A 25490-nucleotide genomic window follows, 5' to 3' on the forward strand; every position below is an offset into this window, starting at 1 on the left:
ACAGTTGCGAGAATTCTCACGAACTTACCCAAAAGTAAGTTCGGCCCACCGTTGGACCGGTGACACGGCCCATCATGAAGTACTCAGGTGGCCTGGGCTCACCACGAGAAGGAAGTTTGACAAGTGGACACAACGCAGAGCGCACAGACGGCTGCGCCCCGCGGTGCACGTGTCGGCGTGGTTCGGGAGACGAACCCCGACGAACGACGTGTCGCATTGGTGCCGAAGATCATTCCGTCCCTGCTCAAGCAGGGTGTGGAGGTGATCGTCGAGGCCGGAGCCGGGCTGGGCGCACTCATTCCCGACGAGGCCTACACCGCAGCCGGCGCGACCATCGGTGACCCCTGGGACACGGACGTCGTCGTCAAGGTGGCGCCGCCCAATGACGCCGAGATCGCCAAGCTTTCGAGCGGGCAGACCCTGATCGGCTTCCTCGCACCGCGCAATGCCGATACCAAGATCGGCGCGCTGAAGGAGGCCGGCGTCCAAGCCTTTGCGGTGGAAGCGATTCCGCGCATCTCGCGGGCGCAGGTCTTGGATGCCCTCTCCTCACAGGCCAATGTCGCCGGCTACAAGGCCGTGCTGCTCGCGGCCTCCGAATCCACCAGATTCTTCCCCATGCTCACCACCGCCGCCGGCACCGTGAAGCCCGCGACCGTCCTGGTGCTAGGCGTCGGTGTCGCGGGCCTGCAGGCACTGGCCACGGCCAAGCGCCTCGGCGGCCGGACCACCGGTTACGACGTGCGCCCGGAGGTTGCCGACCAGGTGCGCTCCGTCGGTGCGCAGTGGCTCGACCTCGGCATCGACGCCGCCGGTGAGGGCGGGTACGCCCGTGAACTCACCGATGACGAGAAGGCCAAGCAGCAGCAGGCTTTGGAAGATGCCATCAAGGGTTTCGACGTGGTCATCACTACCGCGCTCGTGCCGGGTCGCCCCGCGCCGCGCCTGGTGAATGCCGAGGCGGTAGCGGGCATGAAGCCCGGCAGCGTGATCGTGGACATGGCCGGCGAGACCGGTGGTAACTGCGAGTTGACCGAGCCGGGTAAAACCGTTGTGCGGCACGGGGTCACGATCGCCTCGCCGCTCAATCTCCCGGCCACCATGCCCGAGCACGCCTCCGAGCTGTACTCCAAGAACATCTCGGCGCTGCTGGAACTGATGTTGAAAGACGGTGCGCTGGCACCCGATTTCAGCGATCAGGTGCTCGCCGATTCCTGCGTGACACGCGAGCGCAGCGACCAAATTAAACCCAGCGTGGAGGCCTGATGTACACCGAACTTCTCGCGAATATCGCGATCCTGGTGCTGTCCGGGTTCGTCGGCTTCGCGGTCATCTCCAAGGTGCCCAACACCTTGCACACCCCACTCATGTCCGGCACCAACGCCATTCACGGCATCGTCGTGCTCGGTGCGCTGGTGGTGTTCGGCAAGATCGAGCACCCGTCGGTGCTCATGCAGATCATCCTGTTCGTCGCGGTCGTCTTCGGCACGCTGAACGTCATCGGCGGTTTTGTGGTCACCGACCGGATGCTCGGGATGTTCAAGGCCAAGAAGCCCGCTGCTTCGGGCGCGGAGCGCCCTGGTAACACCGAAAAGGCGGACCGCTGAGCCATGGACAATCTGGTCAATATTCTCTACATCGTCGCCTTCGCGCTCTTCATCTACGGCCTGATGGGCCTGACGGGGCCGAAGACCGCGGTGCGCGGCAATCAGATCGCCGCGGTCGGCATGTTCATCGCGGTCGTCGCGACCCTGATCTCCATCCGCCACACCAATAGCTGGATCATCATCGTCGCCGGTCTGGTCGTCGGCATCGGCCTGGGCGTGCCCCCGGCCCGCTTCACCAAGATGACCGCCATGCCGCAGCTCGTCGCTGCGTTCAACGGCGTCGGCGGTGGCACCGTGGCACTCATCGCCTGGGCGGAATTCCTTGATACCAAGGGCTTCTCGAACTTCCCGTCCGGGGAGCAGCCGACCGCGCACATCGCGATCGCCTCGCTGTTCGCGGCCATCATCGGCTCGATCTCCTTCTGGGGCTCGTGCATCGCGTTCGCCAAGCTGCAGGAACTGCTCTCGGGCAAGCCGATCAGCGTCGGCAAGCTGCAGCAGCCGCTGAACCTGCTGCTGTTCGCGGGCGCCATCGCGGCCGCGGTGGTCATCGGCCTCGGCGCCACCAAAACCGGTGTGTCGCAGTGGTGGATGATCGGGCTGCTGGTGCTCGCGGGCATTCTGGGCCTGATGACGGTGCTGCCCATCGGCGGCGCGGATATGCCCGTCGTCATCTCGCTGCTCAACGCCCTCACCGGATTGTCAGCTGCCGCAGCGGGTCTCGCGCTGAACAACACCGCCATGATCGTGGCGGGCATGATCGTCGGCGCGTCCGGCACCATTCTCACCAACCTCATGGCCAAGGCCATGAACCGGTCCATCCCGGCCATTGTGGCCGGCGGATTCGGTGGTGGCGGAACGGCTCCCAGCGCTTCCGGCGACGGCGAGCAGAAGCAGGCCAAGGCCACCTCGGCGGCGGATGCGGCCATTCAGATGGCGTATGCCAACCAGGTCATCGTGGTGCCCGGCTACGGCATGGCCGTCGCTCAGGCGCAGCACGCGGTCAAGGAAATGGCGGCGCTGCTCGAGGCCAAGGGCGTCGAGGTCAAGTACGCCATTCACCCGGTTGCCGGTCGTATGCCGGGCCATATGAACGTGCTGCTGGCCGAGGCCGAGGTCTCCTATGACGCCATGAAGGAAATGGACGATATCAACGGTGAATTCAGCCGCACCGATGTCGCCCTCGTCATCGGCGCCAATGACGTCACCAACCCGGCCGCGCGCGAGGACGCCTCCTCGCCGATCTACGGCATGCCGGTGCTGAACGTGGATCAGGCCAAGTCGGTCATCGTGCTCAAGCGCTCGATGAACTCCGGCTTCGCCGGTATCGACAACCCGCTGTTCTACGCCGACACCACCTCCATGCTGTTCGGCGATGCCAAGAAGTCCGTCAGTGCGGTCACCGAGGAGTTGAAGGCGCTCTAGTTCCGCGCGGCTTCGCCGCACCGGCAATGTAGCGGCCCGTGCCCGAAACGGCACGGGCCGTTACTCTTCGGTGAGTTATTGACGGGCCCAGTCGGCACCGGCATCTGGCGGGGCCCGGACAGCCTCGGGGCCAAGCTCGCGGCAGCCAACGGCATGGCGCACGAGGAATTCCTGGAGGCCATACCGGCCCAGTTCGGCATGGCCTCGGGCCGCATCACCGAGTCCGAGGAAGTGGCCGCACCGGTGACGTTCCTGGCCTCCGAGCTCGCCGGCAATATCGTCGGCGCGGACTTCGTCATCGACGGCGGAACAGTCAAGACCATCCGAGTCGGGTGGTCCCGGCCGAGAGCATGCCGAGATCGCGGAGCGAGATCCTCCGAACGGCTACGGCCCGTGCATCGAAAGGTGCACGGGCCGTGGCTTTTCGGAGCTGTGGCTTCAGGTGGTCGGTTCCGGCGGCGCTACGATGCGGCGGATGGCGTCTTTGGTCCAGGCGCGGGCGCTGTCCGGATCGGAGTCGGGGCCGAGGGTGAACTCGGCGACCTGCGGGACCGCGAGCGGGTAGTTGATCATGCTCATCAGCAACATGAGGATATTGCCGGACGGCATATCGGAGCGCATCAGACCCTTGTCCTGCGCGACCTGCACCTTGGTGCGCTTCTCCAGGTAGCGGCCGCAGCGCAGCTCACCCGCCTGCGCGTTCTCGGCGCCGAGTTCCAGCGCCTCCCACATGAGCAGGCGTAGCAGCTCGGGGTGGTCGCGGTGGTAGTCGATGTGCTGATCGATCCAGGTCTCCAGGTCTTCGATATCGGTGGTGACCGATTCGGCGACGGTGAGCATGGTCTTGTCCAGGACCTGCCGGAACAGCGCCTCCTTATCGCCGAAGTAGGCGTAGATGAGCTGTTTGTTGGCCTGGGCATTGCGCGCGATGCGGTCCACCCGGGCGCCGGCGATGCCGTGCGCGGCGAATTCGGCGGTGGCGGCGGCGAAGATCCGCGCCTTGGTCGCCTCAGGATCCCTGACTGCCATGCCAGCCAGCATAACCAACTAGGTAGTTGACAGGCCGAAGACGGTGGAATACTTTCAACTAACCAGTTGGTTATGCCCCTCGCGAGGGTGAAGTCCTTCGGGGGCCACCGCCCCCGAACCCCTGAGAACACGGGAAGTTTCGAGGGCCCCGCCCTCGGACCCGCTCAGGCGCAATGGCGCGCCGCACGTCCCCACAGTCCCTGCTCCACCGTTCGGGAGAACCGACGTGACCATTCTCGAGAACCGCTCCGCTACAGCGGGTTCCGCACCAGTAGTGACCGCACCGGGCGTATTCGCTGCCCGCTGGCGGGTGCTGCCCGTCGTCCTCACCGCCATGTTCATGGCGATGTTCGACTACTTCGTCATCAATGTCGCGGCCTCCTCACTGCAGCACGACCTGCATGCCGGTGAGGCCGCCCTCGAACTGGTCATCGGCGGTTACGGATTCGCCTACGCCAGCGGCCTGATCACCGGCGGACGCCTCGGCGATCTGTTCGGGCACCGGCGCATGTTCGTCATCGGCATGATCGCCTTCACCCTGGCCTCACTGCTGTGCGGACTGGCCTGGAACGCCTGGGCCCTGGTCGGGTTCCGGGTGCTGCAGGGCGCCACCGCGGCGGCCATGGTGCCGCAGATGCTGGCACTCATCAACACCATGTTCCCGCCGGCCGAACGGGCCAAGGCCATGTCCGCCTTCGGCGCCACCATCGGACTCGGCGCGGTCTCCGGGCAGGTGCTCGGCGGCGTGCTGCTCGACCTCGATCTGTTCGGATGGGGTTGGCGGACAATCTTCTTCATCAATGTGCCGATCGGACTGATCGCCGCCTTCCTGGCCGCGCGCTGGTTGCCGCAGCATGAGCAGACCCACCGGCCGCGCCTGGATCCGGTTGGCGCGCTGGGCATCTCTGCCGCATTGGCACTGGTGCTGATTCCGGTGACCCTGGGCCGTCCCGAGGGCTGGCCGGTGTGGACCTGGGTGTCCATGGCCGCCGCGCTGCCGGTACTGCTGCTCACGCTGCGCTACGAGGATCGGCTGGCACACCGCGGCGGACAGCCCGTGCTCGACACGGAACTGGTGCGCGAGCGGGTGTTCGCCGCAGGCATGGTGATCTCCGGCGGCTACCTGGCCTTCTTCGCCGGATTCATGCTCTGCCTGACCCTCCTGCTACAGAACGGGCTCGGCATGTCCCCGCTGGCAGCCGGACTCACCTTCGCACCGCTGGGCGTAGCCTTCGCCACCAGCTCACTGCTCTCCCGCAAGGTCGCCGAGCGTATCGGCAATCGAGTCATGGTGCTGGGCACCAGCATCAGCCTCACCGGACTGCTCATCACCGTCGGCGTACTGACCTGGTACGGCTCGTCCATCAGCGCCGCGGTCCTCATCCCCGGCATGATCCTGGTCGGCACCGGCAACGGTATGACCATCCCCTCGGCCATCGGCGCGGTGCTCTCCTCTGGCATCCCCGCACACCAGGCCGGTATGGCAGCGGGCGTCCTCACCACCGCCCAGCAGTTCGGAAACGCCGTCGGTGCAACAGTTCTGGGTACGATCTTCTTCACCGCACTCCGAAGTGCCCACGGTGTAGGCGATTTCGTACACGCCATGGAAATCGCGGGCCTGGCCGCCCTGGGAATCGTGGCGGTCGTCTTCGCCGCAGCCCTCACCCTCCCCCGGGCCACCACTCGCTGACCCTCGGAACAGATGGGGCGCGCCATCCAATTTCGGATGCCGCGCCTCGTCACATCGCCTCGGTCTTCGAGCGGTAGCGCGGCATCTACTGGGATGCCGCGCTTTTCGGTGCCGAGAATCAGCCGCGGACCTGGCGGCGGTAGGTGACCTTGTCGAATTCGCGGCCGTACTCGTCGACGGCGGTCACATCCATTTCGCTGGAGAAGAAGCCGGGGCGTACGTCGACCCGGATGAAGGAGTAGTTGCGGAATCGGACGCGGGACCAGGGGGCGTCCTCCGGGTTCTTGGTTCCGCCCGGTGTCCAGACGTAGCTGTTCGGGACGTCGGTATCGGCGACTTCGTGGCCGCGGTAGCTTTCCTGCGAGCCGGGCTGGAAGCGGTAGCGGGGGCGGCCGCCGCCGCCGACGGTGTAGTAGACGGTGCCGTCGGTCTCGGGGTAGACGATCGAATTGTCGCCGGCCGGTTTCGACTGTGCGCCACCGCGAATCGGATCGGTGCGCTCGAAGACGTGATTGTGGCCCTGCAGGACCAGATCCACCTGGTAGCGGTCGAAGAGTGCGCACCAGGCGTCGCGCACGCCGCCGTCGCTGGCGTGCGAGTCGGTGGTGGAGTAGGCGCAGTGGTGGAAGAAGCAGACGATGAAATCGATGTCCGGGTTCGCGCGGTAGGCGGCGAGAGTTGTTTCCACCCAGCTGTTCTGGGCGCCGCCGGAGTAGCCGGTGTTCGCGCCGATCTCGTAGGAGATGTCATTGGCGTCCAGGGACAGCACCGCGACATTGCCGTAGGCGAAGGAGTACACCGAGGGGCAGCCGGCGGGGCCGTTGCCCGGAAAATCAAGGCGCGCAAGGTGTCCGCCGTAACCATGGGTGCCGTAGGCGGCCTCCATATCGTGGTTGCCGGTGGCGAACATCCACGGGGTGGTCGAGGCGCTGGCCTCGATGGCGCCGAAGTAGACGTCCCACACGTACGGGTTGAACTTGTCGAAACCGTCCGAGACCTTGCCGCCCGAGCCGACGTACTGCGGCTTCTTGCCCGCGCCCGACGGATCGGCATAGGCGATATCACCGGCCAGCACATGGAAATCCGGGCGCGCTGCGACGATCTGGTTCAGCACGTTCTTCGTATGCGGCACCGCCGGATCATTGTCGGCGGCGTAGTACAGATCGTCGTAGTCGCCGGGCTTCAGGCCACCGGGCTGGGCCGGGACATCGTCGGTGCCCTGATCACCCATCATGGTGAACCGGAACGGCACCACGGCCGCGCGCGCCGTCGGCATGGCGGTGGCCACCGAGCGGACATCACTCACGAAGCCGTCGGAGGTGCGCCAGCGGTAGAAGTGCGGCATCCGGCCCGGCAGTCCGTCGACCGGCGCGTGCACGTAGAACTGTTCCGCGGCCAGCACTCCCCCGTCGGAGCTGGGGATCTGGGTCACCAGATTGCGGACCTCGGCCTCGACGCTGCCACCGAGCACCGGTGTCGGCCCGTGCTCGAGAAAGACCTTGGCGCCACCGGGATTCCGGGACAGCTGCGCCGAAAAGCGCAGTTGCCCGGACGCATCCGTGCCGAAGCCGACATGCTGCCCGCCCACGCCCAGTGCGGCCTCATCCGCGTAGGCGCGCGCGCCGAACGGCGAGACGCCGACCGCCGCCACCGCCGCCACGGCCGCCGAGCCTCGAAAGAAATTCCGGCGCGAGACCGGATGGCGGCGCAGGTACGAGCGGTGCCACTCGTACTGCTCGGTCATGGTCATGGTGGCGGCGAGCCGCTCGGGAATGCCGGTATCGGGAACGTCACCGGCGGGATTCAGGCGTTCGGACAGCATGGGTTCGGATGCTGTCCCACATATGAGGATGCGGCAATCACCCGGGGCCGGCGACACGGAGAACAATCGGTTAACAATGCGAAGGGTTGCAACGAATCGGGTACACACCAGCACGCGTAAATCCCGTAGTTTCACAACTGTGGACCCGCACAGTTCTCCCGATCTCGGCTCACTCCGCGCCCTGCTGCCCGACGGCATGCTGGTGATCGATCCGGACATACTCGATGGCTACCGGCAGGACCGGGCCTTCGATCCGGACGCCGGCACCGCCCTGGCACTCATCCGGCCGACCCGCACCGATCAGGTGGCGGCAGTGCTGAAATGGGCCGCCGAACACCGGATTCCGGTGGTGCCGCGCGGCGCCGGAACCGGACTGTCCGGCGGGGCCACCGCGCAGAACGGTGCGCTGCTGCTGAGCACCGAGCGCATGCGGGACATCACCGTGGACCAGGTCACCCGGACCGCCGTGGTGCAGCCGGGACTGCTGAATGCCGAGGTCAAGCGGACCGTCGCCGAATACGGCCTGTGGTATCCGCCGGATCCGTCGTCCTTCGAGATCTGCTCCATCGGCGGCAATGCGGCCACCAATGCGGGCGGGCTGTGCTGCGTGAAATACGGCGTCACCACCGATTACGTGCTCGGCATGGAGGTGGTGCTCGCCGACGGGACCGTGGTGCGCCTCGGCGGGCCGCGGCTCAAGGATTCGGCGGGGCTCTCGCTCACCAAGCTCTTTGTGGGCAGCGAGGGCACGCTCGGCATCATCACCGAACTCACGCTGCGGCTGCTGCCGGCGCAGCCGCCGCAGTCCACCGTGGTCGCCACCTTCCCCACGCTGAGCGCGGCCACCGCGGCGATTCTCGCCATCACCGGCACGCTGCGGCCGTCCATGCTGGAGTTCATGGACTCGATCGCCATCAATGCCGTCGAGGACGAGCTGCGCATGGGGCTGGATCGGGCGGCGGCCGGACTGCTGGTGGCGCGCTCCGACGCACCCGGCGAGCATGCCGGATACGAGGCCGACATCATGCTGGCGGCTTGCGAAAAGGCCGGGGCCACAGAGGCTTTCCGTACCGACGATCCCGAGGAGGGTGAAGCCTTCTGTGCCGCACGCCGATTCGCCATTCCGGCCATGGAACGCAAAGGGCCGCTACTGCTCGAGGATGTCGGCGTACCGCTGCCCCGGCTCGGTGATCTGATCGACGGCATCGCCGAGATCGCGCGGCAGCGCACTGTGGTCATCTCGGTCATCGCGCATGCGGGCGACGGCAATACCCACCCGCTGATCGTGCACGATCCGAACGACCCGGACGAGTCCGAGCGCGCCCACCTGGCCTTCGGCGAGATCATGCAGCTCGCGATCGGCCTGGGCGGCACCATCACCGGTGAGCACGGCGTCGGCCGGTTGAAGAAGGCCTGGCTGCCCGATCAGGTCGGGCCCGATGTGATGGCGCTCACCCGCCGGATCAAAGATGCCCTGGATCCGCACGGAATACTGAATCCCGGCGCGGTCCTCTGACGGGCCGCATCGGAACAATCCACCGCACAAGGGAGTTCACACAGACCATGAGTACCAGGCTGGAGCACAATGTCGACGCCACCCGCTACGAGATCTATCTCGACGAGACGCTCGCGGGCTACGCCGACTACGCGGAGCGCACCGAAGGCGAGAAGAAGGTCCGCGATATCCAGCACACCCTCACCTTTCCCGAGTTCCGGGGCCGCGGCGTGGCCGCGCAGGTGGTCGAGTACGCGCTGAACAATGCACGCGCGGAAGGCTTCTCGATCATCCCCACCTGCTGGTACGTCGAGAAGTACATCGGCGAGCACCCGGAGTACGCCGACCTCGTCGGCTGATCAACCCCTGCTAATTGGCGCGGTAGCCGCGCCGGCCGTCGGGCGACTGCGCCCGCCGCCACACCAGGAACTGCCGGTCGGCGGTGCTAAGCATCGCCTCGACCACCTTGTCGTTGTCGAAGCCCGGTAGCGCTTGCAGGCGAGCCAGGAACGCGGTGTCGGCCGCCGAATGCGGCACCACACAGCCCTTTCCGGTGGCGCCGATCAGCACGAAGAAGACGTCTTCGGCGAACGGTCCGTCCGCCGTCGTAATGAGGCGCACCTCCGCCAGTTCCGTCCACGCGACCTCTTCGACTCGCCCATTGGCCAGCGTGCGCCGGACGAAGGTGTCGTTGATTTCGACTCCGGCCATTGCTCCATAGTGCTCCTACCGCAGCCGACCCAACAATCCCGAAACTCGGCCTTTACCTGAGGAACACGAAAAACAGAGCTCCGGCGAACCGTACCGTCGCACCAAGGGCGACGTACGGCTGCCGGAGCAATTAGCTAGCTACTGAACAGGATTCGGCGTGGGAGCACCGCGCGCCGGGTCCCGCGGTGCCTCAGTTCGCGTGTGGCGTGGTGGTCGGCGCGGCGGAATCCGTTGTCGTAGTGGTGGGTGCGGTGGTGGTCGGCGCCGTGGTGGTCGGCTGCACCGCCGCCGGAACCATGGCATCGGTCGTGGTGGTCGGCGCGGTGGTGGTCGGCGCGGTGGTGGTCGGCGCGACCGTTGTGGTCGGCGCCGTTGTCGTCGGCGCGACGGACGTCGACGCCACGGCCTTCGTCTCACCGCTCGGTGTGGTCGTGACCGTTGTGCTCACCTTCGAGGTCGTGGACTTCGACGGATCGGTCGTGGTGGTCGGTGCGGTGGTGGTGGTCGACGGCTGCGCGGCCTTGTACGCGGCGGCGAGATCGGCCGGTTCCGGCTTGGCGGTGGTATCGACCTTCTGACCGTTCTGCGCCTGCTGCGCCAGATGGGTGAGCCAGGCGGCCGCGTATTCGGCGGAGGTCAGCGGCTTACCGTTGGCCGGGTCCGCGTCGTGCCAGTAGTCGAAGTGGTGGCCGGTGCGGTCCGGGCCGAGCGTCTGGTTGTACGGATCGCTCAGGATGACCGGGATGGTGTTCGTATTCGTCACGATCAGGCCGACGATCTCGTTGAACACCTTCTGCGGCAGGTACGCCAGGTCCGACATCTGATTGGTCGCGATCGAGCCGGCCGCGACCGGAGCCGCCGTCTGGGTGCCCGGCTTGTAGCCCGGAGCCGACACCTTCAACAGCACCTGCAGGAAGGTCTCGTTGCTCTGCAGCCAGTGCGGCGTGGACGCGATGTCCTGGAATGCGGCGAGGGCGATTCCGGCGAGATTGACCGCGACATCCTGCCCGGTCGCCGGGGTCAGGCCGTTGTTCTGCAGATCATCCACATTGATGTGCCTGCCGACGTTGATGGCCAGCTGCAGCAGCGAAATGTTCTGTGGCGCAGAGCAAGTGTCGTCGCCGTCGGAGCAGAAGGAGGCGATCTTGCCGTTCAGCGATCCGAAGTCACCGGCGGTGTCCGGCAGTGCGCCCTGACCGCCCGCGGTCTTGCCGCCGAAGTTCGCGTCGTAGCCGTCCGGGTGGTTCGGGTCCGTCGCGCCGATGAACGGGCCCTCGCCCGCCGAGCGGCCCGCATCGGCGAGAATGACGACGCCCAGCACATTGTTCGGATCGACGATGCCGTACTTGCCGTTCTGATCGGCGGTCTGATGCCCGACCTGCTGGGCGACCTGACGGACCACGACGGATCCCTCGCTGTACCCGACGATCGAGAACTTGGTGTTCGGGCACGCGGCCGAGATCTCCCGCATGACCTGTTCGGTATTGGCGACGCCGGTGTTGACCGCATCCGCCTCGTTGTTCAGGTTGGCCGGATACGCGATGTAGACCGCGGCATTGTTCGAGTTGGGATCGGCATTGGGCGCGTTGACCACCGGATCGAGCCACTCGCTGCTGTAGTCGCCGGACAGTGCGGCGGGCAGAGCATTGCCGTTCGCGTCCACCAGCATCTTGGTGGTCGCCTCATTGGGCGAATCGTTGCGGCCCGCGACCGAAATCGTCACCATGTCATGGCATTCCGTGACCGATGAGGTGAGCCGCGGATCGGCATTGCGAGTGTTGGTGGACGGCAATGCGAATGAGACGGCGACCACAGTCGCTATACCCAGGACAGCCGGCACGGCCGCGGCCGAGGCGATCTTGTGCTTACCGAAGAACGCGCGTTGCCGCACGAAGAATTCACGAAAATCCATGGCCCATATCCCCATTCGAACAAGAACAAGCGGAAGTACAGGCCCCCCGACGGGCCATGTGTCACAGGGGATGTCGCTGTGGGATCCGTGAGCGTTACTTAAGCGAACAATGAGCTATCGCAACCGAGCCGCAACCCTCCCCCTCGAACCCGCCTGAACTGCACCGATTCATAACACGCCGAAGGCGGTCCCGAGATGAACTCGGAACCGCCTCCGGGGATTTACGAGATCAGCTACGCCGATCCGTGACCAGAGCGAATCAACGCAGGATCTGCCGCGACATGACGAGGCGCTGGATCTGGTTGGTGCCCTCGTAGATCTGGGTGATCTTGGCGTCGCGCATCATGCGCTCCACCGGGAAGTCGGTGGTGTAGCCCGCGCCACCGAAGAGCTGGACGGCATTGGTGGTGACCTCCATGGCCACATCCGAGGCGAAGCACTTGGCGGCGGCGGAGATGAAACCGAGGTTCTTCTCGCCACGCTCGGCGCGGGCCGCGGAGGTGTAGACCATCAGGCGGGCCGCTTCGACCTTCATGGCCATATCGGCCAGCATGAACTGGGTGTTCTGGAAGTCGGCGATGGCCTTGCCGAACTGCTTGCGGTCCTTGGTGTACGCGATGGCCGCGTCCAGGGCGCCCTGCGCCAGGCCGACGGCCTGCGCGCCGATGGTCGGGCGGGTGTGGTCCAGGGTCTGCAGGGCGGTCTTGAAACCGGTGCCCGGCTCGCCGATGATGCGGTCGCCCGGAACCTTGCAGTTCTCGAAGTACAGCTCGGCGGTCGGGGAACCCTTGATGCCCAGCTTGTGCTCCAGCGGGCCGACCACGAAGCCCTCATCGTCCTTGTGGACCATGAACGCGGAGATGCCGTTGGCGCCCTTGTCGGCGTCGGTCACGGCCATGACCGTGTACCAATCGGACTTGCCGCCATTGGTGATCCAGCACTTGGAGCCGTTGATGATCCAGTCGTCGCCGTCCTGGCGGGCCCGGGTACGCATGCTCGCGGCATCGGAACCGGCTTCCCGCTCGGACAGCGCGTAGGAGGCCATACCGCCGGCGACGATATCCGCCAGCACCTTCTGCTTGAGCTCCTCGGAGCCCTGCAGGATCAGGCCCATGGTGCCGAGCTTGTTGACCGCGGGGATGAGCGAGGAGGAACCGCAGACGCGGGCGACCTCTTCGATCACGATGCAGGTGGCGACCGAGTCGGCGCCCTGGCCGCCGTAGGCCTCCGGCACGTGCACGGCATTGAAGCCGGCGGCATTGAGGGCGGTCAGCGCCTCCTGCGGGAAGCGGGAGTTGCCGTCGACGTCCTTCGCGTACGGGGCGATCTCCTTCTCGGACAGTCCGCGAATGGCCTCGCGCAGCTCATCATGGAAATCCTCGAGCTTGAACAGATCGAAATCGGGGTTGCCCGCCATGGGGTTCGTCTCCTGGTCGTTCGGGGTCGGATCGCCGCTGGTTGCCCAGTCTCTCCAGCATCTCGGCACTCAGTGCCAATCAAAGCCGAGTATACGCCGCAATATCGCGACCACGTGCGCGTACTGCCCTACCAATGTGTGGCACGCAGTGTCATTTACGCCACTGCGGACAACTCACAGCGTATCGAGACGACGCGCCAGAAGATCAGCGACCTGCCGCGACGGCATATCCCTCGGGAAAACGGCCACCACCATCTCGGATGTCGCCGGGCCGGGTGCGGAACCGCCGTGCGGAATCGTCGCCAGTGCCGCGCGCAGATCCGCGGGACTCGCCTGCGACTCACCGCGCACCATGCGGCGCAGCAGATAGTTGTGGGTTGCCGTGACCGCCGCCGTGAATTGCACCAGCAGCAGATCTGATTCGCCCCCCAGCCGGGTGCGCAGATAGTCGGTGAACAGCCGCTCGTAGCGGAACACCGTGACGATCTCCCGCTCGCGCAGCGTCGGCACCTGCCGCACCACGCCGTACCGCCGCGCCGCCAGCTCCCGCCACTGCGTGAACCGCTCGAACACCGCAATGACGGCCTCGATCACCGCGTCCCACGGATCACCCTGCGCGGCCTCGAGAAACGCCCGCGCCTGCGCCAACTGCGACTCGTGATCGGCGAAGACCACATCCTCCTTGGACCGGAACTGCCGGAAGAACGTCCGCCGCGAAATCCCCGCCGCCTCGGCGATCTCATCGACAGTTGTTGCCTCATAACCCTTCTCGGCGAACAACCGCAGGGCCTGATCCACCACGGTCAGACGACGGGCAGTCGAATCCGCGTCGATGCGGGCGCGGGCGGGCGGGTCGGTGGGCATCGGTCAACGGTAGCGAGCCCGGCGCGCCGCCCGGCACCAGCGCCACCCGGCACGCCGTCGCCCCCGGTCGCAGGATGTCGGCACGCCCCTACTCCAAGAAGAGCGACCACCCCTAAGCCCTGCGGCCGGGAGCCTGGAATCAAGACGCGAACGCTCTGCTCTCGACCATGACCTATACGGCCGAGAACAGTGACACCCGGAGCGCGGTCAGGCCCGCACAGCTCGAGGCCATGCCGGCCTCACCGTACGGGCGCGGGGCGCGCCGGCCCGGCTTCGCGGGCTAACCCAGTAGCTGGGCGCGGAGGGCGGCGTCCTTCTCGATGACCATCTTCTCCAGGTCGGCCTGGAATTGCGCCATGCGGGAACGCAATTCGGGATCGGTGGCGCCGAGGATGCGGACGGCGAGCAGGCCCGCGTTGCGGGCGCCGCCGATGGAGACGGTGGCCACCGGGACGCCGCCGGGCATCTGGACGATGGACAGCAGGGAGTCCATGCCGTCGAGGTGCTTGAGCGGGACAGGGACGCCGATGACCGGGAGCGGGGTGGCGGAGGCGACCATGCCGGGGAGGTGGGCCGCGCCGCCCGCGCCGGCGATGATGACCTGAATGCCGCGGCCCGCGGCCTCTTTGGCGTAGTCGAGCATGCGCTGGGGGGTGCGGTGCGCCGAGACGACACCGACCTCGAAGCGAATTCCGAACTCGGCCAAGGCTTCTGCCGCTGCCACCATGGTGGGCCAGTCGGAGTCGCTGCCCATGATCAGGCCTACCTGCGCGGTGTCAGTCATGATGCGGATCCCATCCGTCGGTCCAAATCGCGTGCGACATCCAGTACGCCGCGCGCTCCGCCTTCTCGCGAGTGCTGTCGAGGTCGTCGCCGAGAATATTGATGTGGCCGATCTTGCGATCGGGGCGCTCGCCCTTGCCGTACAGATGGACCTTCGCCTCCGGGAGGCGGGCCGCCAGGTGGTGCAGGCGCTCGTCCATGGACATCTCGGGAGCCTCGGCCGCACCGAGAATGTTCGACATCACGGTGACCGGGGCCAGTGCGGCGGTCGAACCGAGCGGATAGTCCAGAACCGCGCGCAGATGCTGCTCGAACTGGCCGGTGCAGGCGCCGTCCATTCCCCAGTGGCCGGAATTGTGCGGGCGCATGGCCAATTCGTTCACCAGCAGCTCACCGGAGTGGGTTTCGAAGAGTTCGACGGCCATGGCTCCGGTGACGCCGAGTTCGGCCGCCAGGCGCAGCGCCAGGGCCTCGGCCTCGGTCGCCTTGCGCTCGGACAGGCCGGGGGCGGGGGCGATGACCACCGCGCACTGACCATTGCGCTGCACGGTCTCCACCACCGGCCAGGCGGCGGCCTGACCGAACGGGGACCGGGCCACCATGGCCGACAGCTCGCGCTTCAAATCCACCTTGGTCTCCGCGAGCAGCGAAACACCGTGCGCCAGCTGATCGGTGACAATGCGCTCGGTCTCGGCGGCATCCGCGGGCATCCACACGCCGCGGCCGTCATACCCGCCGCGCACGGCCTTCAGCACGAACGGCCAGCCGTGCTCGTCGGCGAAAGCCACCGCATCGGCGACCGAGGAGACCTCGGCGAACGCCGGACTCGGCACACCCAGCTCGGCCAGCTTGCGGCGCATGATCAGCTTGTCCTGAGCGAAGATGAGCGCGCTCGGCGGCGGTTGCACATTCACGCCCTCCGCGACGAGCGCCTCGAGGTGCTCGGTCGGCACACCCTCGTGATCGAAGGTCAGCGCATACGAGCCGACGGCCGCCTTGCGCAGTGCCGCCAGATCGTTATGACTGCCGAAGACCACGTCCGGCGTCACCTGCGCGGCCGGATCGTCGGGCCGCTCGGCCAGCACCCGCAACCGCTGGCCCAGCGCAATGGCCGCCTGATGGGTCATGCGCGCGAGCTGACCACCACCGATCATGGTGACGGTGGGCATCGCGGAGGTATCGAAGGAACGTGCGCTCACGTTCGTAAATGTTGTCATGGCACCCACCCCCCACCCCCCGCGGGTTGGTCTCAGCATCGATGAGCGACGTAGACTCGTCTGGTGTCATTTGTCGACAAGGTCATAAACGTCCTGCCCACACCGTTGCGGGACCTCGCAGACCGGCATTCCGAACTGCTCAAGTTCGCCATTGTCGGTGCGACGACCTTCGTAATCGACATCGGCATTTTCTACCTGCTGAAGTGGACCGTACTGGACACCAAGCCGACGATCGCCCGCATCCTTTCCGGCACCATCGCCGTCATCGTGTCCTACATCCTCAATCGCGAATGGACCTTCGACAAGCGCGGCGGCCGCGAGAAGCATCACGAGGCACTGCTCTTCTTCGCAGTGAGCGGTATCGGCGTACTACTGGCCAGCCTCCCGCTCTATATCTCCAGCTACGTCTTCGACCTGCGCCAGCCGAATGTGAGTTTCACCGTAGAGAACGTCGCAGACTTCTTCAGCGCCTTCATCATCGGCAACCTCCTGCAGATGGCATTCCGCTTCTACGCCATGCGCCGCTGGGTCTTCCCGGATGAAATGAAGGAACTCACCGAAGAGTTCGAAGACCTCATCAACGAAGAACAACTCGGCCACAGCTAGCCCCTGGTCGTTCTTGTTCTTGTTCTTGTTCTTGTTCTCGAGAACGGGACCACAGCCGGTCGACCCGGCTGGTACCGCAGGTACTCGTCCCAACTGCGGAAGGTCAACCGGGTACCGCTCCCCACGTGCCCAGCACGGCCATCTCGGGCTTTGCCCGCACCCTCTTGCAGACCAACCCTGTCCGGGAGGCAGGCAACCCAGGTGCACCGGCGGTTTCGGTATAGAAGCCGTCGGTGCACCTGGGTTGCTTGCATCCAGGAGCGGTGGTGGGTTTCCGGGTGCGGGCAGGGCCCGAGATGGCCGTGCTGGTGACGCCGGGGTGGGGTACCCGGTTGACCTTCCGGGCCGAGGAGATACCTGCGGTACCAGCGGGGTCGACCGGCTGTGGTCCGGTTTCACAGACACAACACGAAAAGACAAGAGCCGAAAGACAAAGAGCGAAATACCAAGAACGCCTGGAATATAGGGATCGAAGAACACGAACCCGAAAACCCCTGTCCGGCAACGACCGCTAGCACCGACAGGAACAACCTGCCGGTGACACCAGGGGCGGGGGAACCTATTGTCGCGTCGGAGGCGTTGACGTCCGGCGGACCGAGCGGTCCCGAACCGGTTGCGGGCGCACCGGATTGCAGTAGTTGCGAGGGCCCATCGACGGCGGAGGCTCGGTCAAGAACTCCTCGGGATGGTGCAGGTGATTGACCCGTGGCGTCCGGGTCGGGTCCACATGGGCCGGGGCGATCCACGCCGTCCGGCCCGGAAAGTCCGAATCCGCACCGAGTTTGATCGTTTTCCAGCCGCGTGGCCCGTCCTTGACCAGGGCGTGGCAGTGATCACACGCCAAGGTCAGGTTCTCGATATCGGTGGGGCCGCCCTTGCTGAACTCGGTCACATGATGGGCTGCGGCCATACTCGCCGGAGCCGAGCACCCCGGGCGAGTGCACCCACGCTCGGTCGCGATCAACGCCAACCGTTGCGCCGGATTCGCCAACCGGATTTCCCCGATATGCAACGGCATCCCGTTCTTGTCCTTCACGAGCACGAACGTCTTGCAGTGGCGGGCCATCAACCGGAGGGCGTTCTCGACCGGGACCTGCCCACCGGTGGCGGTGGTGGCCACCCCCGCAGCGCGTTCGACATCCTCGATGCTCATCGTCATGATCGTGGAGACGGGCAGCCCACGATGGGAGCCGAGTTCGGCGGGGTTGAAGTCCGGGTGCAACACCGCCAGCAACGCATCATGCTGGCGTTGGGCCTTGCTGCGCTCGTCCCGGGCCGCGCACGCCTCCAGCACATCCCGGGGCACCGGGTGGTCCTCATCCTCGGCCCACGGGCTTTCCTTGTCCGCCGGGTTGCACATCCCCGGACGGGCCAGCTTGGCCATGACCGCATCGAATGCCGAGCGGGCGTCGGGGGTGAGTTCGACGGTGAGGGTGGACATGAGGTCGTAGCGTTGCGGGCTCAGAACCGCACTGCGCTGGTTCTGCCGGTCCGCGTCCTCGGTGAGCTTGCCGTCCGGGTCGAGGTAGCCCAGGATCATGTCCCCGATCCTCGGCAGATGCGTCGGATCCAGAGCACGCGCCTGGAAGGCGAGTTGCTTCTCGGCATACGCGCGGGCCTCGGGCGCGACCTTGCCCGGCAACCGATTCATCACCTGCCGGATCACCCGCACGTGATCGAGGGAGATCGCCCCCTCGTCGAGGGCTTGGGCGGCGTTCGGCAGCACCGGGGCCGGGTCGGGCTCGTCACCGACCCGGTGCCACACCGCGAGATCCTCAGCGGCACGCCACCGGTTGATCGCATCCCCGTGCGAAATATGCAGCACCGATTGCAAATACAGAGCCGGACTACCCGAACCGTTGAGAGCGGGCAACGACCGCGCGCAGGCTTGCACGATCAGATCCCGTTGCACCGACGCCAACCGGCGAGTGCAGGTCTCGATCTGCTGCATCAACGCCACGATCTCGGTGTCCGGCAACGGAATCAAAGGCAGAGCAGTGAGGGATTCGACCGCAGCGGCCAGTGCGGCTGCACCGGTCGCGATTGCGGATTCTCCCCCTGATTCCATGCCTCTATTCTACTCCCGGAAAACAGACCCGGAAAGACGAATTCCGTTGTGATATAAGGCTATTCAGAATATCTGACTTTTACCTTTCGCCGCTTCCCGTTATGTCGTTTCTCGTTTTCGTTTTTCTCGTCCGGGCATCTTTTGTCTTTGTCATTTCTCGCCCTGCTCCCCGGGCACCCGGCGTATTGGGATTCGGGGGCTGGAGTGCCAGCGTGACAGTGAGGCTCGCGCCGCCGAGCGGGCTGTCGGTGATTGTGGCTGTGCCGCCGTGGAGGCGGGCCTGTTGGGCGACGAGGGCTAGGCCCAAGCCGCTGCCGGGGGTGGGGCTGGCGCGGTGGAAGCGGTCGAAGACTCGGGTGCGGTCGGGTTCGGGGATGCCGGAGCCGTTGTCGTCGATGGTGAGGTAGATGGTGTCATCGCTTGGGCGGGCGGCGATTTCGATTCGGGTGGCGTTGCCGTGGCGAATGGCGTTGGTGACGGCGTTCTCGATCACCGAGCGCAGGCCGGCGGCCAGTCCGCGCAGGCGGATGGGCTCTACGCCGTCGGCGGTGATGGTCACCCCGGGGTTCGAGCGGCGGGCGTCCTCCACGACCTGGTCGACGAGCTGGCCCAGATCGACATCCTCCCAATCGGATTCGGTGGTCAGATCGCCTACGGCCAGGCGCTCCAGGGCATACAGCGCTGACTCGACCGCTTGCTGCCCGGCCAGCACCTCGTCCAGGATCTCCGTGCGCTCGGCCTCCGACAGCGGCATGGACCGCAGCACCTGCAGATCGGTGCGCATGGCTGTCAGCGGTGTGCGCAATTCGTGTGCGGCGGTGGCGGCGAAATCCCTTGCGGTGACCAGGGCTTCGCTGGTGTGGCGGCGTTCGGCGGAGATCCGGCCGAGCATGACATTCATGGCTTCGGCCAATTCCGTTGTCTCGCTTGCGACCGGATGCTGCGGCGAATCCAGCGTGAGCCGGTCGCCGAGCCCGGCCGTCTCGGCGGTCAGGCGGCGCAGCGGGGCTACGGCGCGGGAGGCGAAGAACCAGCCGAGCAGGGCAGCCAGTGCGGTCCCGGCCAGGCCGATGCCGATGATCCGGGTGCGCTGTTTGGCCGCCGAATCCGTTGCCACCGTGCGGGGTACAGCCAGCACCACGGTCTGCCCGTCCACAGGCAGCGTGCGCGCGTACTCCGAACCCGGTGCGAGTACCACCGGTCCCGGCGCGGTCACCTCCGGGCTCGGTGCCGACGCTGCCGGTCCCGGCGCAGTCGTTACCGGACCCGGCGCAGTCGTTACCGGACCCGGCGCAGTCGTTACCGGACCCGGCGCAGTCGTTACCGGACCCGGCGCGGACCGCAACGGACGCTGTCGGCTCTCCTGCCACTGTCCAGGCGCGGTCGGCAAGGCCGAGGCTGCCGTTCCGGCACCAGGACCATCCTGCCCTCCGGTGGTGACAATGGTCTGCGCCGGGTTGATGGCAATGGCATCCACCACCGAGCCGACCTGTGACCGCGCATCACTGCTCGCGACCGCGAACAGCACAATGCTCATCACGGCCACCACAACCGCCGCGGTAGCCGCGCTCGCCAGCGCGACGCGCGTGCGCAACGACAGCTGCCGCCTCATTCCGGTGCTCCCGATATGGACTCCTCGTGGTGAGCAAGCCGTGCGCACCCGGGATTCATGCGTCCGTCCGCAGCACGAAACCGACGCCGCGCACGGTGTGGACCAATCGGGGGCAGCCGGTGGCCTCGATCTTGCGGCGCAGGTAGGAGACGAACACGTCGACCACTTTCGTCTGGGTTTCGAAGTCGTAGCCCCACACCCGATCCAGGAGCTGGGGGCGGCTGAAGACCTGGCCGGGCGCGGCGGAAAGCGCAGCCAGCAGGTCGAATTCGCGTTTGGTGAGATCGAGCAGGACGTCGTTGGCATAGGCGCGGCGGGCACTGGGGTGAATGGTGAGCGGGCCCACCACAATTCGATCGGAGGTGTGGGTGGGCGCGGGCGCCCGGCGCAGCATGGCCCGCAGACGCGCCACCAACTCACCCAGATCGAAAGGCTTGGTCAGATAGTCGTCGGCTCCGGCCTCGAGCGCGCCGATCCGATCGGTCACCTCCGCGCGGGCGCTCAGCACACAGATCGGAATGTCATTGCCGAACGAGCGCAGGGCCGTCACCACCTGCACCCCGTCCAATTGCGGCATATTCAGATCCAGCACCATGGCCTGCGGCGCGCTCGCGGTAATGCGCTGCAGCGCGGTGGCTCCGTCCGTCGCGGTCTCGACCTCGAACCCGGACAGTCGCAGCCCCCGCGCCACCGACGCCAGCACACGCGCATCATCATCCACAACCAGGATCAGCGGACTGTTCACGGCACCGACGATACGGACGCGACCCGTGAGCGAACTGTCAGCGAACCGATCGGCCCGTGCGGCCGGTGATTCCGCCCGCATGACCGACCAACCCGCCCGCGCGGATGATACATCCGGCGCTGCCGGTAACTCAGCTCGCGATCTCCGGGATTCAGCTCGCCGCGCGATAGCTCAGCCCGACCGGTGGGATGACCCGGTGAGATGACTCAGCCCGCGCTGCCGGTGGACGGTGCGGTCAGCGCCGGCGCGGTCGGCAGCGCCGGAATGCCGTCGCGCGGAACCACGGTCACGTGGGGCTGGTCACCGGGCATCGGGGTGGCGAGGACCGCGCCGGGCGGCAGCTGGCCCGGCAGCACCGTGACCTGACCGTCCCGGTCCGTGGTCACGGTAATGGTCTGCGATGGATCAGCAGGCAGGTACTGACCCTGCCCGGGCGCCAGCTGAATGGGCGCACCCGGCTGAGTCACCTGCGCGACACCTGAATTCGCGTCCGGCTCAGCCGCATTCGCCGCCGCGGGCACTATCAACGCGGCAATCAAAGCGACTCCCGCGAACCCACCGGCAATCGCTCCTCCGCGCCGCACTGTGGACTTCTGCATAGTTTCTCCTTCGTTGTCGGGACGAATCCGAAGGTATGCAGCGACTTCTCAGCTCTCGCCAACGAATGGTTAGAGAACCGATAGAAAAACTATCCCGGAGATCAGCGGGGTTCGGTGATGGGGCCGGTGGCGGCGCGGGCGGCGCTGGCCGCGGAGCCGCCGGTGGAGCCGAGGAAGACGGCGAACAGGGCTGGGCGGCGGCGTTGGAGTTCCATGCGGCCGCCGTCGGCTTCGATGAGGGCGCGGGCCAGGGCCAGGCCCACACCGGTGGATCCGGCGGCGGAGAAACCGCGGTCGAAGATGTGGGGGGCGAGTTCGTCACGGACGCCGTCACCTTCGTCGGCGACCTCCACGCAGACGAGCGGTTCGCGATCGGCGATGCCGCCGGTGACAGTGCGCACCGATACCGTGCAGGTGCCGCCGCCGTGCATGAGGGCATTGTCGACCAGCACCGCGAGCGCCTCGCGCAATCGGGAGCCGGTCACGGGAGCGCGCAGGGTCGGATCGCCCAGCAGCACCAGTTTGCGGCCCGCCTCGGCGAAGGGGTGGCGCCATTCCGCCACCACGCCACGCAGTTCCGCCACCACCGGCACCGGATCACGATCGGCCGCACCCTCGTCGCGAGAAGCCCGCACGAGTTCGTCGATGGCGCCGGTGAGCCGATCCACCTGTGCCATGGCCTCTTCCGCCTCGTGCACCACCGCCGGATCACTGTGCGTGGACAGTTCGTCCAGGCGCAGGCGCACCGCGGTCAGCCGGCTGCGCAGCTGATGCGAGACATCCGCGACCAGTGCGTGCTCACGCTGCAGGCGGCCCGCGATTTCGACTGTCGCCGAATCCAGTACATCCGATACGCGATCCAGTTCGGTGATCCCGTGCCTGCGCGAATCGGCGCGGAAATCACCCATGGCCAGCCGGGCCGCCCGCGCCGCCACATCACGCAGCGGATCGGCCACCCGGCGCGCGGTCACCACCGCGACCGCGATACCCGCGCCCAGCGAGATGAGCACCAGCGCCGCCACCGCGCCCAGCGCCTGCCGCTGCATCGAATGCATCGGCGCGGCAGGCGTTTCCAGCCGCAGCGAACCGGAGGTGCCCATGGCGAGGGATTCGGCGAGCGGATCCGATACCTCGGTGGCGCCGACATCGACGCGGGAGGCATTGTCCTGCGGCGTCGGATAGACGATGGTCAGCTGCCCGTCCTCCGGAATCAGCGGACGCACCGAGCGCAGGTCGAGTTCGCCGTGCACCAGACCGTCGTCCTTCTCCTGCGCCACCACCTCCACCGCGATCCGATCGAGCCGATTGCGCAACTCGTTGCGGGTGATGTCCTCGACCCACTGCCATGCCGTGAAGGACAGCGGCACACCGAGGATCAGCGTGGTGAGGGTGAGCGCGGCCACCATCGACAGCAGGATCCGGCGTCTCATCGTAGATATGCCTCGCTTCGCTCGGCTTGCGATACGGGCGCGCCACGGCGCGGGGTCGTTCTCAGAGAGCACAGGCCGCTAGTCGGTGTTGAAGCGGAAGCCTACGCCGCGCACCGTCACGATCCGGCGTTCCGCCACCGGCCCCTCGTCACCGATCTTGCGGCGCAACCAGGACATATGCATATCCAGGGTCTTCGAACCGCGCAGATCGGCGTCACCCCACACCTCGCGCAGTATGGTCTCGCGCGAAACCACCTGACCCGCACGGTCGATGAGCACCTTGAGCAGCTCGTACTCCTTGTTGGCCAGATTCACCTCGAGGCCGTTCACCAGCACCCGGCGCGCGGCAGGCTCCAGCCGGATACCGCCGACCTCCACCGTCTCGTCGCCGATTCCGCTGCGCCGCAACAGCGCTCGCACCCGGGCCAGCAGCTCGGCGAGGCGGAACGGCTTGCCGACATAGTCGTCGGCGCCGGCGTCCAGGCCCACCACGAAATCCACCTCGTCGGTGCGCGCGGTGAGCATCAGCACGGCCAGATCGGCCCCGCGCGCCCGCACCTGACGGCACACCTCGAGACCGTCCATACCGGGTAGGCCGAGATCGAGAATCAGCAGGTCATGGCCGCCCTCCAGGGCTCGCTCCAGTACGGCGGGACCGTAACTCTCGACGGTCACCGAATAGCCTTCACGCCCCAGCGCACGCGAGAGCGGCGCGGCAATGGCCTCGTCGTCTTCGGCCAGAAGAACAGCGGTCACGGGGCAAGCCTACGGGTAGGCGGGCGGCGAACCGTGATAGCCACCACCGCGCTGCTCGTTTTGCACCACATCGAAGACCTGGTGATAGAGCAGCGCGTGCACCTGCTGCACATGCGGAATGTCGTCGTACTCCAGCGGATCCTCGGACGCCGACCCGATGATCAGCGTGCCCGTCCCCAGCATTCGATCGAACAACCGATGCCGGAACTGCACATTCGAGATGCGATTCATCGGAATGTCGATACCGGTGTGCGTGAGTACGCCCTGCCGAATCAGAACCCGCCGGTCGGTAATGATGAAATGCGTCGACTTCCATCGCAGCAGCGGGGTGACGCTGCGCCACAACACGATCGCCAGCCACACCACGAGAATGGCGATCAGCAGACTCGACCGCAGTGTGCCCTCGGCATTGCGCGAGGCGACGCCCGCACCGAACCCGGCCAATGCGGTGATAAGGATGAAAGTTACAGCGGGCCAGAACAACATCTTCCAATGCGGATGGCGATGCAGCACCAGCTGCTCCTCCGGCGCAAGAGCCTCCTCCGGGTAACCCATATGAGCACCGTACCGCGCGGAGATGTCAGAATGCCTCACGCCGAGCAGCTCTCTGGCGCACAATCGTGCGCGGCATCCGCGTAGCATCGGCGACCACAGATCTGCCTTTCGTCGAGCTGTCCCGCGCAACACCATTCCGGCCCCGCCGTATCTTCTCGATCCCCGGCGCATGACACAGGAGGCGTGTGTGACCCGAGAGTTGACCCAATATCAGATCTTGCGAGAACTCGAACCCGTGGCCGAACAGAATCTGAACCGCCACCTGGCCATTGCGAAGGACTGGAACCCGCACGACTACGTGCCGTGGGACCAGGGCCGCAATTTCGCCGCCATGGGCGGTGAGGACTGGGATCCGTCCCAGTCCACGCTGACCGAGGTCGCCAAGATCGCCATGGTGACCAATCTGCTCACCGAGGACAATCTTCCGTCCTACCACCGGGAGATCGCCGAGAACTTCTCCCAGGACGGCGCCTGGGGCACCTGGGTCGGCCGCTGGACCGCCGAGGAGAACCGGCACGGCATCGTCATTCGGGATTACCTCGTGGTGACCCGCGGCGTCGATCCGGTCGCGCTCGAAGAGGCGCGCATGATCCACATGACCAATGGCGCGCAGTCCCCCGACGATTGGGGCGGCTTCCTGGAGAACGTGGCGTACGTGACCTTCCAGGAGCTCGCCACCCGCGTCTCGCACCGCAATACCGGCCGGGTCTGCGACGACCCGCTGGCCGACCGCATGCTGCAGCGCATCGCCACCGACGAGAACCTGCACATGATCTTCTACCGCACCCTCTGCGGCGCGGGGCTGGACCTGGTCCCCGATCAGGCCATGGCGGCGATCACCAAGGTGCTCACCAACTTCGTCATGCCCGGCTACGGCATGCCGAACTTCCGGCGCAACGGCGCCATGATGGCCAAGCACGGCATCTACGATCTGCGCCAGCACCTCGAAGAGGTGATCAAGCCGGTGCTCAAGAACTGGAACATCTTCGAGCGCAACGACTTCACCGCACAGGGCGAAGCGAATCGCGACATCCTCGCCGCCTATGTCGAGAAGCTCGAAGGCGATGTGCTGAAGTTCGAGGAGCAGCGCGACCGGCTACTCGCCCGCGAGGCCGCACGCGCGGAGTTGCTGAGCGTCTGAGACCGA

General features: G+C 66.4%; 23 protein-coding genes. 8 read left to right on the forward strand and 15 right to left on the reverse strand.

What is annotated here, in order from left to right; translation table 11 throughout:
* The first annotated feature begins 123 nt into the window (after positions 1-123).
* The 3 genes from OG716_RS25975 to OG716_RS25985 are packed head-to-tail and all read left to right on the forward strand — an operon-like array spanning position 124 to position 3032.
* Positions 124-1266, forward strand: a complete 1143-nt coding sequence (locus tag OG716_RS25975) for a Re/Si-specific NAD(P)(+) transhydrogenase subunit alpha (protein WP_405133328.1) — start codon at positions 124-126, stop codon at positions 1264-1266.
* Entirely contained in the window at positions 1266-1607 is a 342-nt protein-coding gene (locus OG716_RS25980; protein ID WP_327143951.1) for an NAD(P) transhydrogenase subunit alpha, read from the forward strand. The genes OG716_RS25975 and OG716_RS25980 overlap by 1 nt, the downstream gene beginning before the upstream one ends.
* Before the next feature lie 3 nt (positions 1608-1610).
* On the forward strand, positions 1611-3032 hold the full coding sequence (locus OG716_RS25985; RefSeq protein ID WP_405133329.1) for an NAD(P)(+) transhydrogenase (Re/Si-specific) subunit beta: 1422 nt from the start codon (positions 1611-1613) through the stop codon (positions 3030-3032).
* Between the two features lie 438 nt (positions 3033-3470).
* Here OG716_RS25985 and OG716_RS25990 read toward each other — a convergent pair whose 3' ends face one another.
* The gene (locus OG716_RS25990; RefSeq protein ID WP_405133330.1) at positions 3471-4061 is read right to left on the reverse strand and encodes a TetR family transcriptional regulator; all 591 of its coding nucleotides are present in this window, start codon (positions 4059-4061) and stop codon (positions 3471-3473) included.
* 226 nt (positions 4062-4287) lie between these two features.
* On the opposite strand from OG716_RS25990, the gene OG716_RS25995 reads away from it, so the two are divergent.
* Complete coding sequence (locus OG716_RS25995) at positions 4288-5751, forward strand: MFS transporter (protein WP_405133331.1); 1464 nt, start codon at positions 4288-4290, stop codon at positions 5749-5751.
* A gap of 118 nt (positions 5752-5869) precedes the next feature.
* Here OG716_RS25995 and OG716_RS26000 read toward each other — a convergent pair whose 3' ends face one another.
* Positions 5870-7573, reverse strand: a complete 1704-nt coding sequence (locus OG716_RS26000) for a metallophosphoesterase (RefSeq protein WP_405133332.1) — start codon at positions 7571-7573, stop codon at positions 5870-5872.
* 196 nt (positions 7574-7769) lie between these two features.
* Between OG716_RS26000 and OG716_RS26005 the strand changes: the two genes are divergently transcribed.
* A complete protein-coding gene (locus tag OG716_RS26005) occupies positions 7770-9089 on the forward strand; it encodes an FAD-binding oxidoreductase (protein WP_405139916.1) in 1320 nt (439 codons plus the stop codon).
* Positions 9090-9136: 47 nt separating this feature from the next.
* On the forward strand, positions 9137-9427 hold the full coding sequence (locus tag OG716_RS26010; protein ID WP_405133333.1) for a GNAT family N-acetyltransferase: 291 nt from the start codon (positions 9137-9139) through the stop codon (positions 9425-9427).
* A gap of 10 nt (positions 9428-9437) precedes the next feature.
* Here the strand turns inward: OG716_RS26010 and OG716_RS26015 are convergent, their stop codons facing one another.
* From OG716_RS26015 to OG716_RS26040, 6 genes are all read right to left on the reverse strand, one after another.
* Positions 9438-9779: a hypothetical protein gene (locus OG716_RS26015; RefSeq protein WP_405133334.1), complete on the reverse strand. Its 342-nt coding sequence runs from the start codon at positions 9777-9779 to the stop codon at positions 9438-9440.
* Between the two features lie 190 nt (positions 9780-9969).
* Positions 9970-11691: a cutinase family protein gene (locus OG716_RS26020; protein WP_405133335.1), complete on the reverse strand. Its 1722-nt coding sequence runs from the start codon at positions 11689-11691 to the stop codon at positions 9970-9972.
* 259 nt (positions 11692-11950) lie between these two features.
* A complete protein-coding gene (locus tag OG716_RS26025) occupies positions 11951-13108 on the reverse strand; it encodes an acyl-CoA dehydrogenase (RefSeq protein ID WP_355131099.1) in 1158 nt (385 codons plus the stop codon).
* 174 nt (positions 13109-13282) lie between these two features.
* Positions 13283-13972, reverse strand: a complete 690-nt coding sequence (locus tag OG716_RS26030; protein ID WP_405133336.1) for a TetR family transcriptional regulator — start codon at positions 13970-13972, stop codon at positions 13283-13285.
* Between the two features lie 280 nt (positions 13973-14252).
* Positions 14253-14756, reverse strand: a complete 504-nt coding sequence (gene purE, locus OG716_RS26035) for a 5-(carboxyamino)imidazole ribonucleotide mutase (RefSeq protein ID WP_327143935.1) — start codon at positions 14754-14756, stop codon at positions 14253-14255.
* Positions 14749-15954, reverse strand: a complete 1206-nt coding sequence (locus OG716_RS26040; protein WP_405133337.1) for a 5-(carboxyamino)imidazole ribonucleotide synthase — start codon at positions 15952-15954, stop codon at positions 14749-14751. Before OG716_RS26040 ends, purE begins: the two co-directional genes overlap by 8 nt.
* Positions 15955-16035: 81 nt before the next feature.
* On the opposite strand from OG716_RS26040, the gene OG716_RS26045 reads away from it, so the two are divergent.
* A complete protein-coding gene (locus tag OG716_RS26045; protein ID WP_327143934.1) occupies positions 16036-16578 on the forward strand; it encodes a GtrA family protein in 543 nt (180 codons plus the stop codon).
* A gap of 559 nt (positions 16579-17137) precedes the next feature.
* Here the strand turns inward: OG716_RS26045 and OG716_RS26050 are convergent.
* The 7 genes from OG716_RS26050 to OG716_RS26080 form a co-directional block, all read right to left on the reverse strand.
* Entirely contained in the window at positions 17138-18646 is a 1509-nt protein-coding gene (locus OG716_RS26050) for a DUF222 domain-containing protein (RefSeq protein WP_405133338.1), read from the reverse strand.
* A 79-nt stretch (positions 18647-18725) separates the two neighbouring features.
* The gene (locus OG716_RS26055; RefSeq protein ID WP_405133339.1) at positions 18726-20258 is read right to left on the reverse strand and encodes an ATP-binding protein; all 1533 of its coding nucleotides are present in this window, start codon (positions 20256-20258) and stop codon (positions 18726-18728) included.
* A 55-nt stretch (positions 20259-20313) separates the two neighbouring features.
* Positions 20314-21015: a response regulator transcription factor gene (locus tag OG716_RS26060; RefSeq protein WP_405139918.1), complete on the reverse strand. Its 702-nt coding sequence runs from the start codon at positions 21013-21015 to the stop codon at positions 20314-20316.
* Positions 21016-21209: 194 nt separating this feature from the next.
* A complete protein-coding gene (locus OG716_RS26065; protein ID WP_405133340.1) occupies positions 21210-21602 on the reverse strand; it encodes a hypothetical protein in 393 nt (130 codons plus the stop codon).
* Between the two features lie 101 nt (positions 21603-21703).
* Entirely contained in the window at positions 21704-23032 is a 1329-nt protein-coding gene (locus tag OG716_RS26070) for a sensor histidine kinase (protein WP_405133341.1), read from the reverse strand.
* Positions 23033-23110: 78 nt separating this feature from the next.
* A complete protein-coding gene (locus tag OG716_RS26075; RefSeq protein ID WP_297614539.1) occupies positions 23111-23788 on the reverse strand; it encodes a response regulator transcription factor in 678 nt (225 codons plus the stop codon).
* A 9-nt stretch (positions 23789-23797) separates the two neighbouring features.
* Complete coding sequence (locus OG716_RS26080; RefSeq protein WP_405133342.1) at positions 23798-24343, reverse strand: PH domain-containing protein; 546 nt, start codon at positions 24341-24343, stop codon at positions 23798-23800.
* Positions 24344-24530: 187 nt separating this feature from the next.
* Between OG716_RS26080 and OG716_RS26085 the strand changes: the two genes are divergently transcribed.
* Complete coding sequence (locus tag OG716_RS26085) at positions 24531-25484, forward strand: acyl-ACP desaturase (RefSeq protein WP_355124808.1); 954 nt, start codon at positions 24531-24533, stop codon at positions 25482-25484.
* Positions 25485-25490 lie beyond the last annotated feature (6 nt).

It is taken from the genome of Nocardia sp. NBC_01388, assembly GCF_045040085.1.
Classification (GTDB): Bacteria; Actinomycetota; Actinomycetes; order Mycobacteriales; family Mycobacteriaceae; genus Nocardia.

Coding starts and splice junctions, on each gene's coding strand:
- OG716_RS25980 (WP_327143951.1), top strand. CDS start 1,266: ATGTACACCGAACTTCTCGCGAATATCGCGATCCTGGTGCTGTCCGGG.
- OG716_RS25985 (WP_405133329.1), top strand. CDS start 1,611: ATGGACAATCTGGTCAATATTCTCTACATCGTCGCCTTCGCGCTCTTC.
- OG716_RS25990 (WP_405133330.1), bottom strand. CDS start 4,061: ATGGCAGTCAGGGATCCTGAGGCGACCAAGGCGCGGATCTTCGCCGCC.
- OG716_RS26000 (WP_405133332.1), bottom strand. CDS start 7,573: ATGCTGTCCGAACGCCTGAATCCCGCCGGTGACGTTCCCGATACCGGC.
- OG716_RS26005 (WP_405139916.1), top strand. CDS start 7,770: ATGCTGGTGATCGATCCGGACATACTCGATGGCTACCGGCAGGACCGG.
- OG716_RS26010 (WP_405133333.1), top strand. CDS start 9,137: ATGAGTACCAGGCTGGAGCACAATGTCGACGCCACCCGCTACGAGATC.
- OG716_RS26015 (WP_405133334.1), bottom strand. CDS start 9,779: ATGGCCGGAGTCGAAATCAACGACACCTTCGTCCGGCGCACGCTGGCC.
- OG716_RS26020 (WP_405133335.1), bottom strand. CDS start 11,691: ATGGATTTTCGTGAATTCTTCGTGCGGCAACGCGCGTTCTTCGGTAAG.
- OG716_RS26025 (WP_355131099.1), bottom strand. CDS start 13,108: ATGGCGGGCAACCCCGATTTCGATCTGTTCAAGCTCGAGGATTTCCAT.
- OG716_RS26030 (WP_405133336.1), bottom strand. CDS start 13,972: ATGCCCACCGACCCGCCCGCCCGCGCCCGCATCGACGCGGATTCGACT.
- purE (WP_327143935.1), bottom strand. CDS start 14,756: ATGACTGACACCGCGCAGGTAGGCCTGATCATGGGCAGCGACTCCGAC.
- OG716_RS26050 (WP_405133338.1), bottom strand. CDS start 18,646: ATGGAATCAGGGGGAGAATCCGCAATCGCGACCGGTGCAGCCGCACTG.
- OG716_RS26055 (WP_405133339.1), bottom strand. CDS start 20,258: ATGAGGCGGCAGCTGTCGTTGCGCACGCGCGTCGCGCTGGCGAGCGCG.
- OG716_RS26065 (WP_405133340.1), bottom strand. CDS start 21,602: ATGCAGAAGTCCACAGTGCGGCGCGGAGGAGCGATTGCCGGTGGGTTC.
- OG716_RS26070 (WP_405133341.1), bottom strand. CDS start 23,032: ATGAGACGCCGGATCCTGCTGTCGATGGTGGCCGCGCTCACCCTCACC.
- OG716_RS26080 (WP_405133342.1), bottom strand. CDS start 24,343: ATGGGTTACCCGGAGGAGGCTCTTGCGCCGGAGGAGCAGCTGGTGCTG.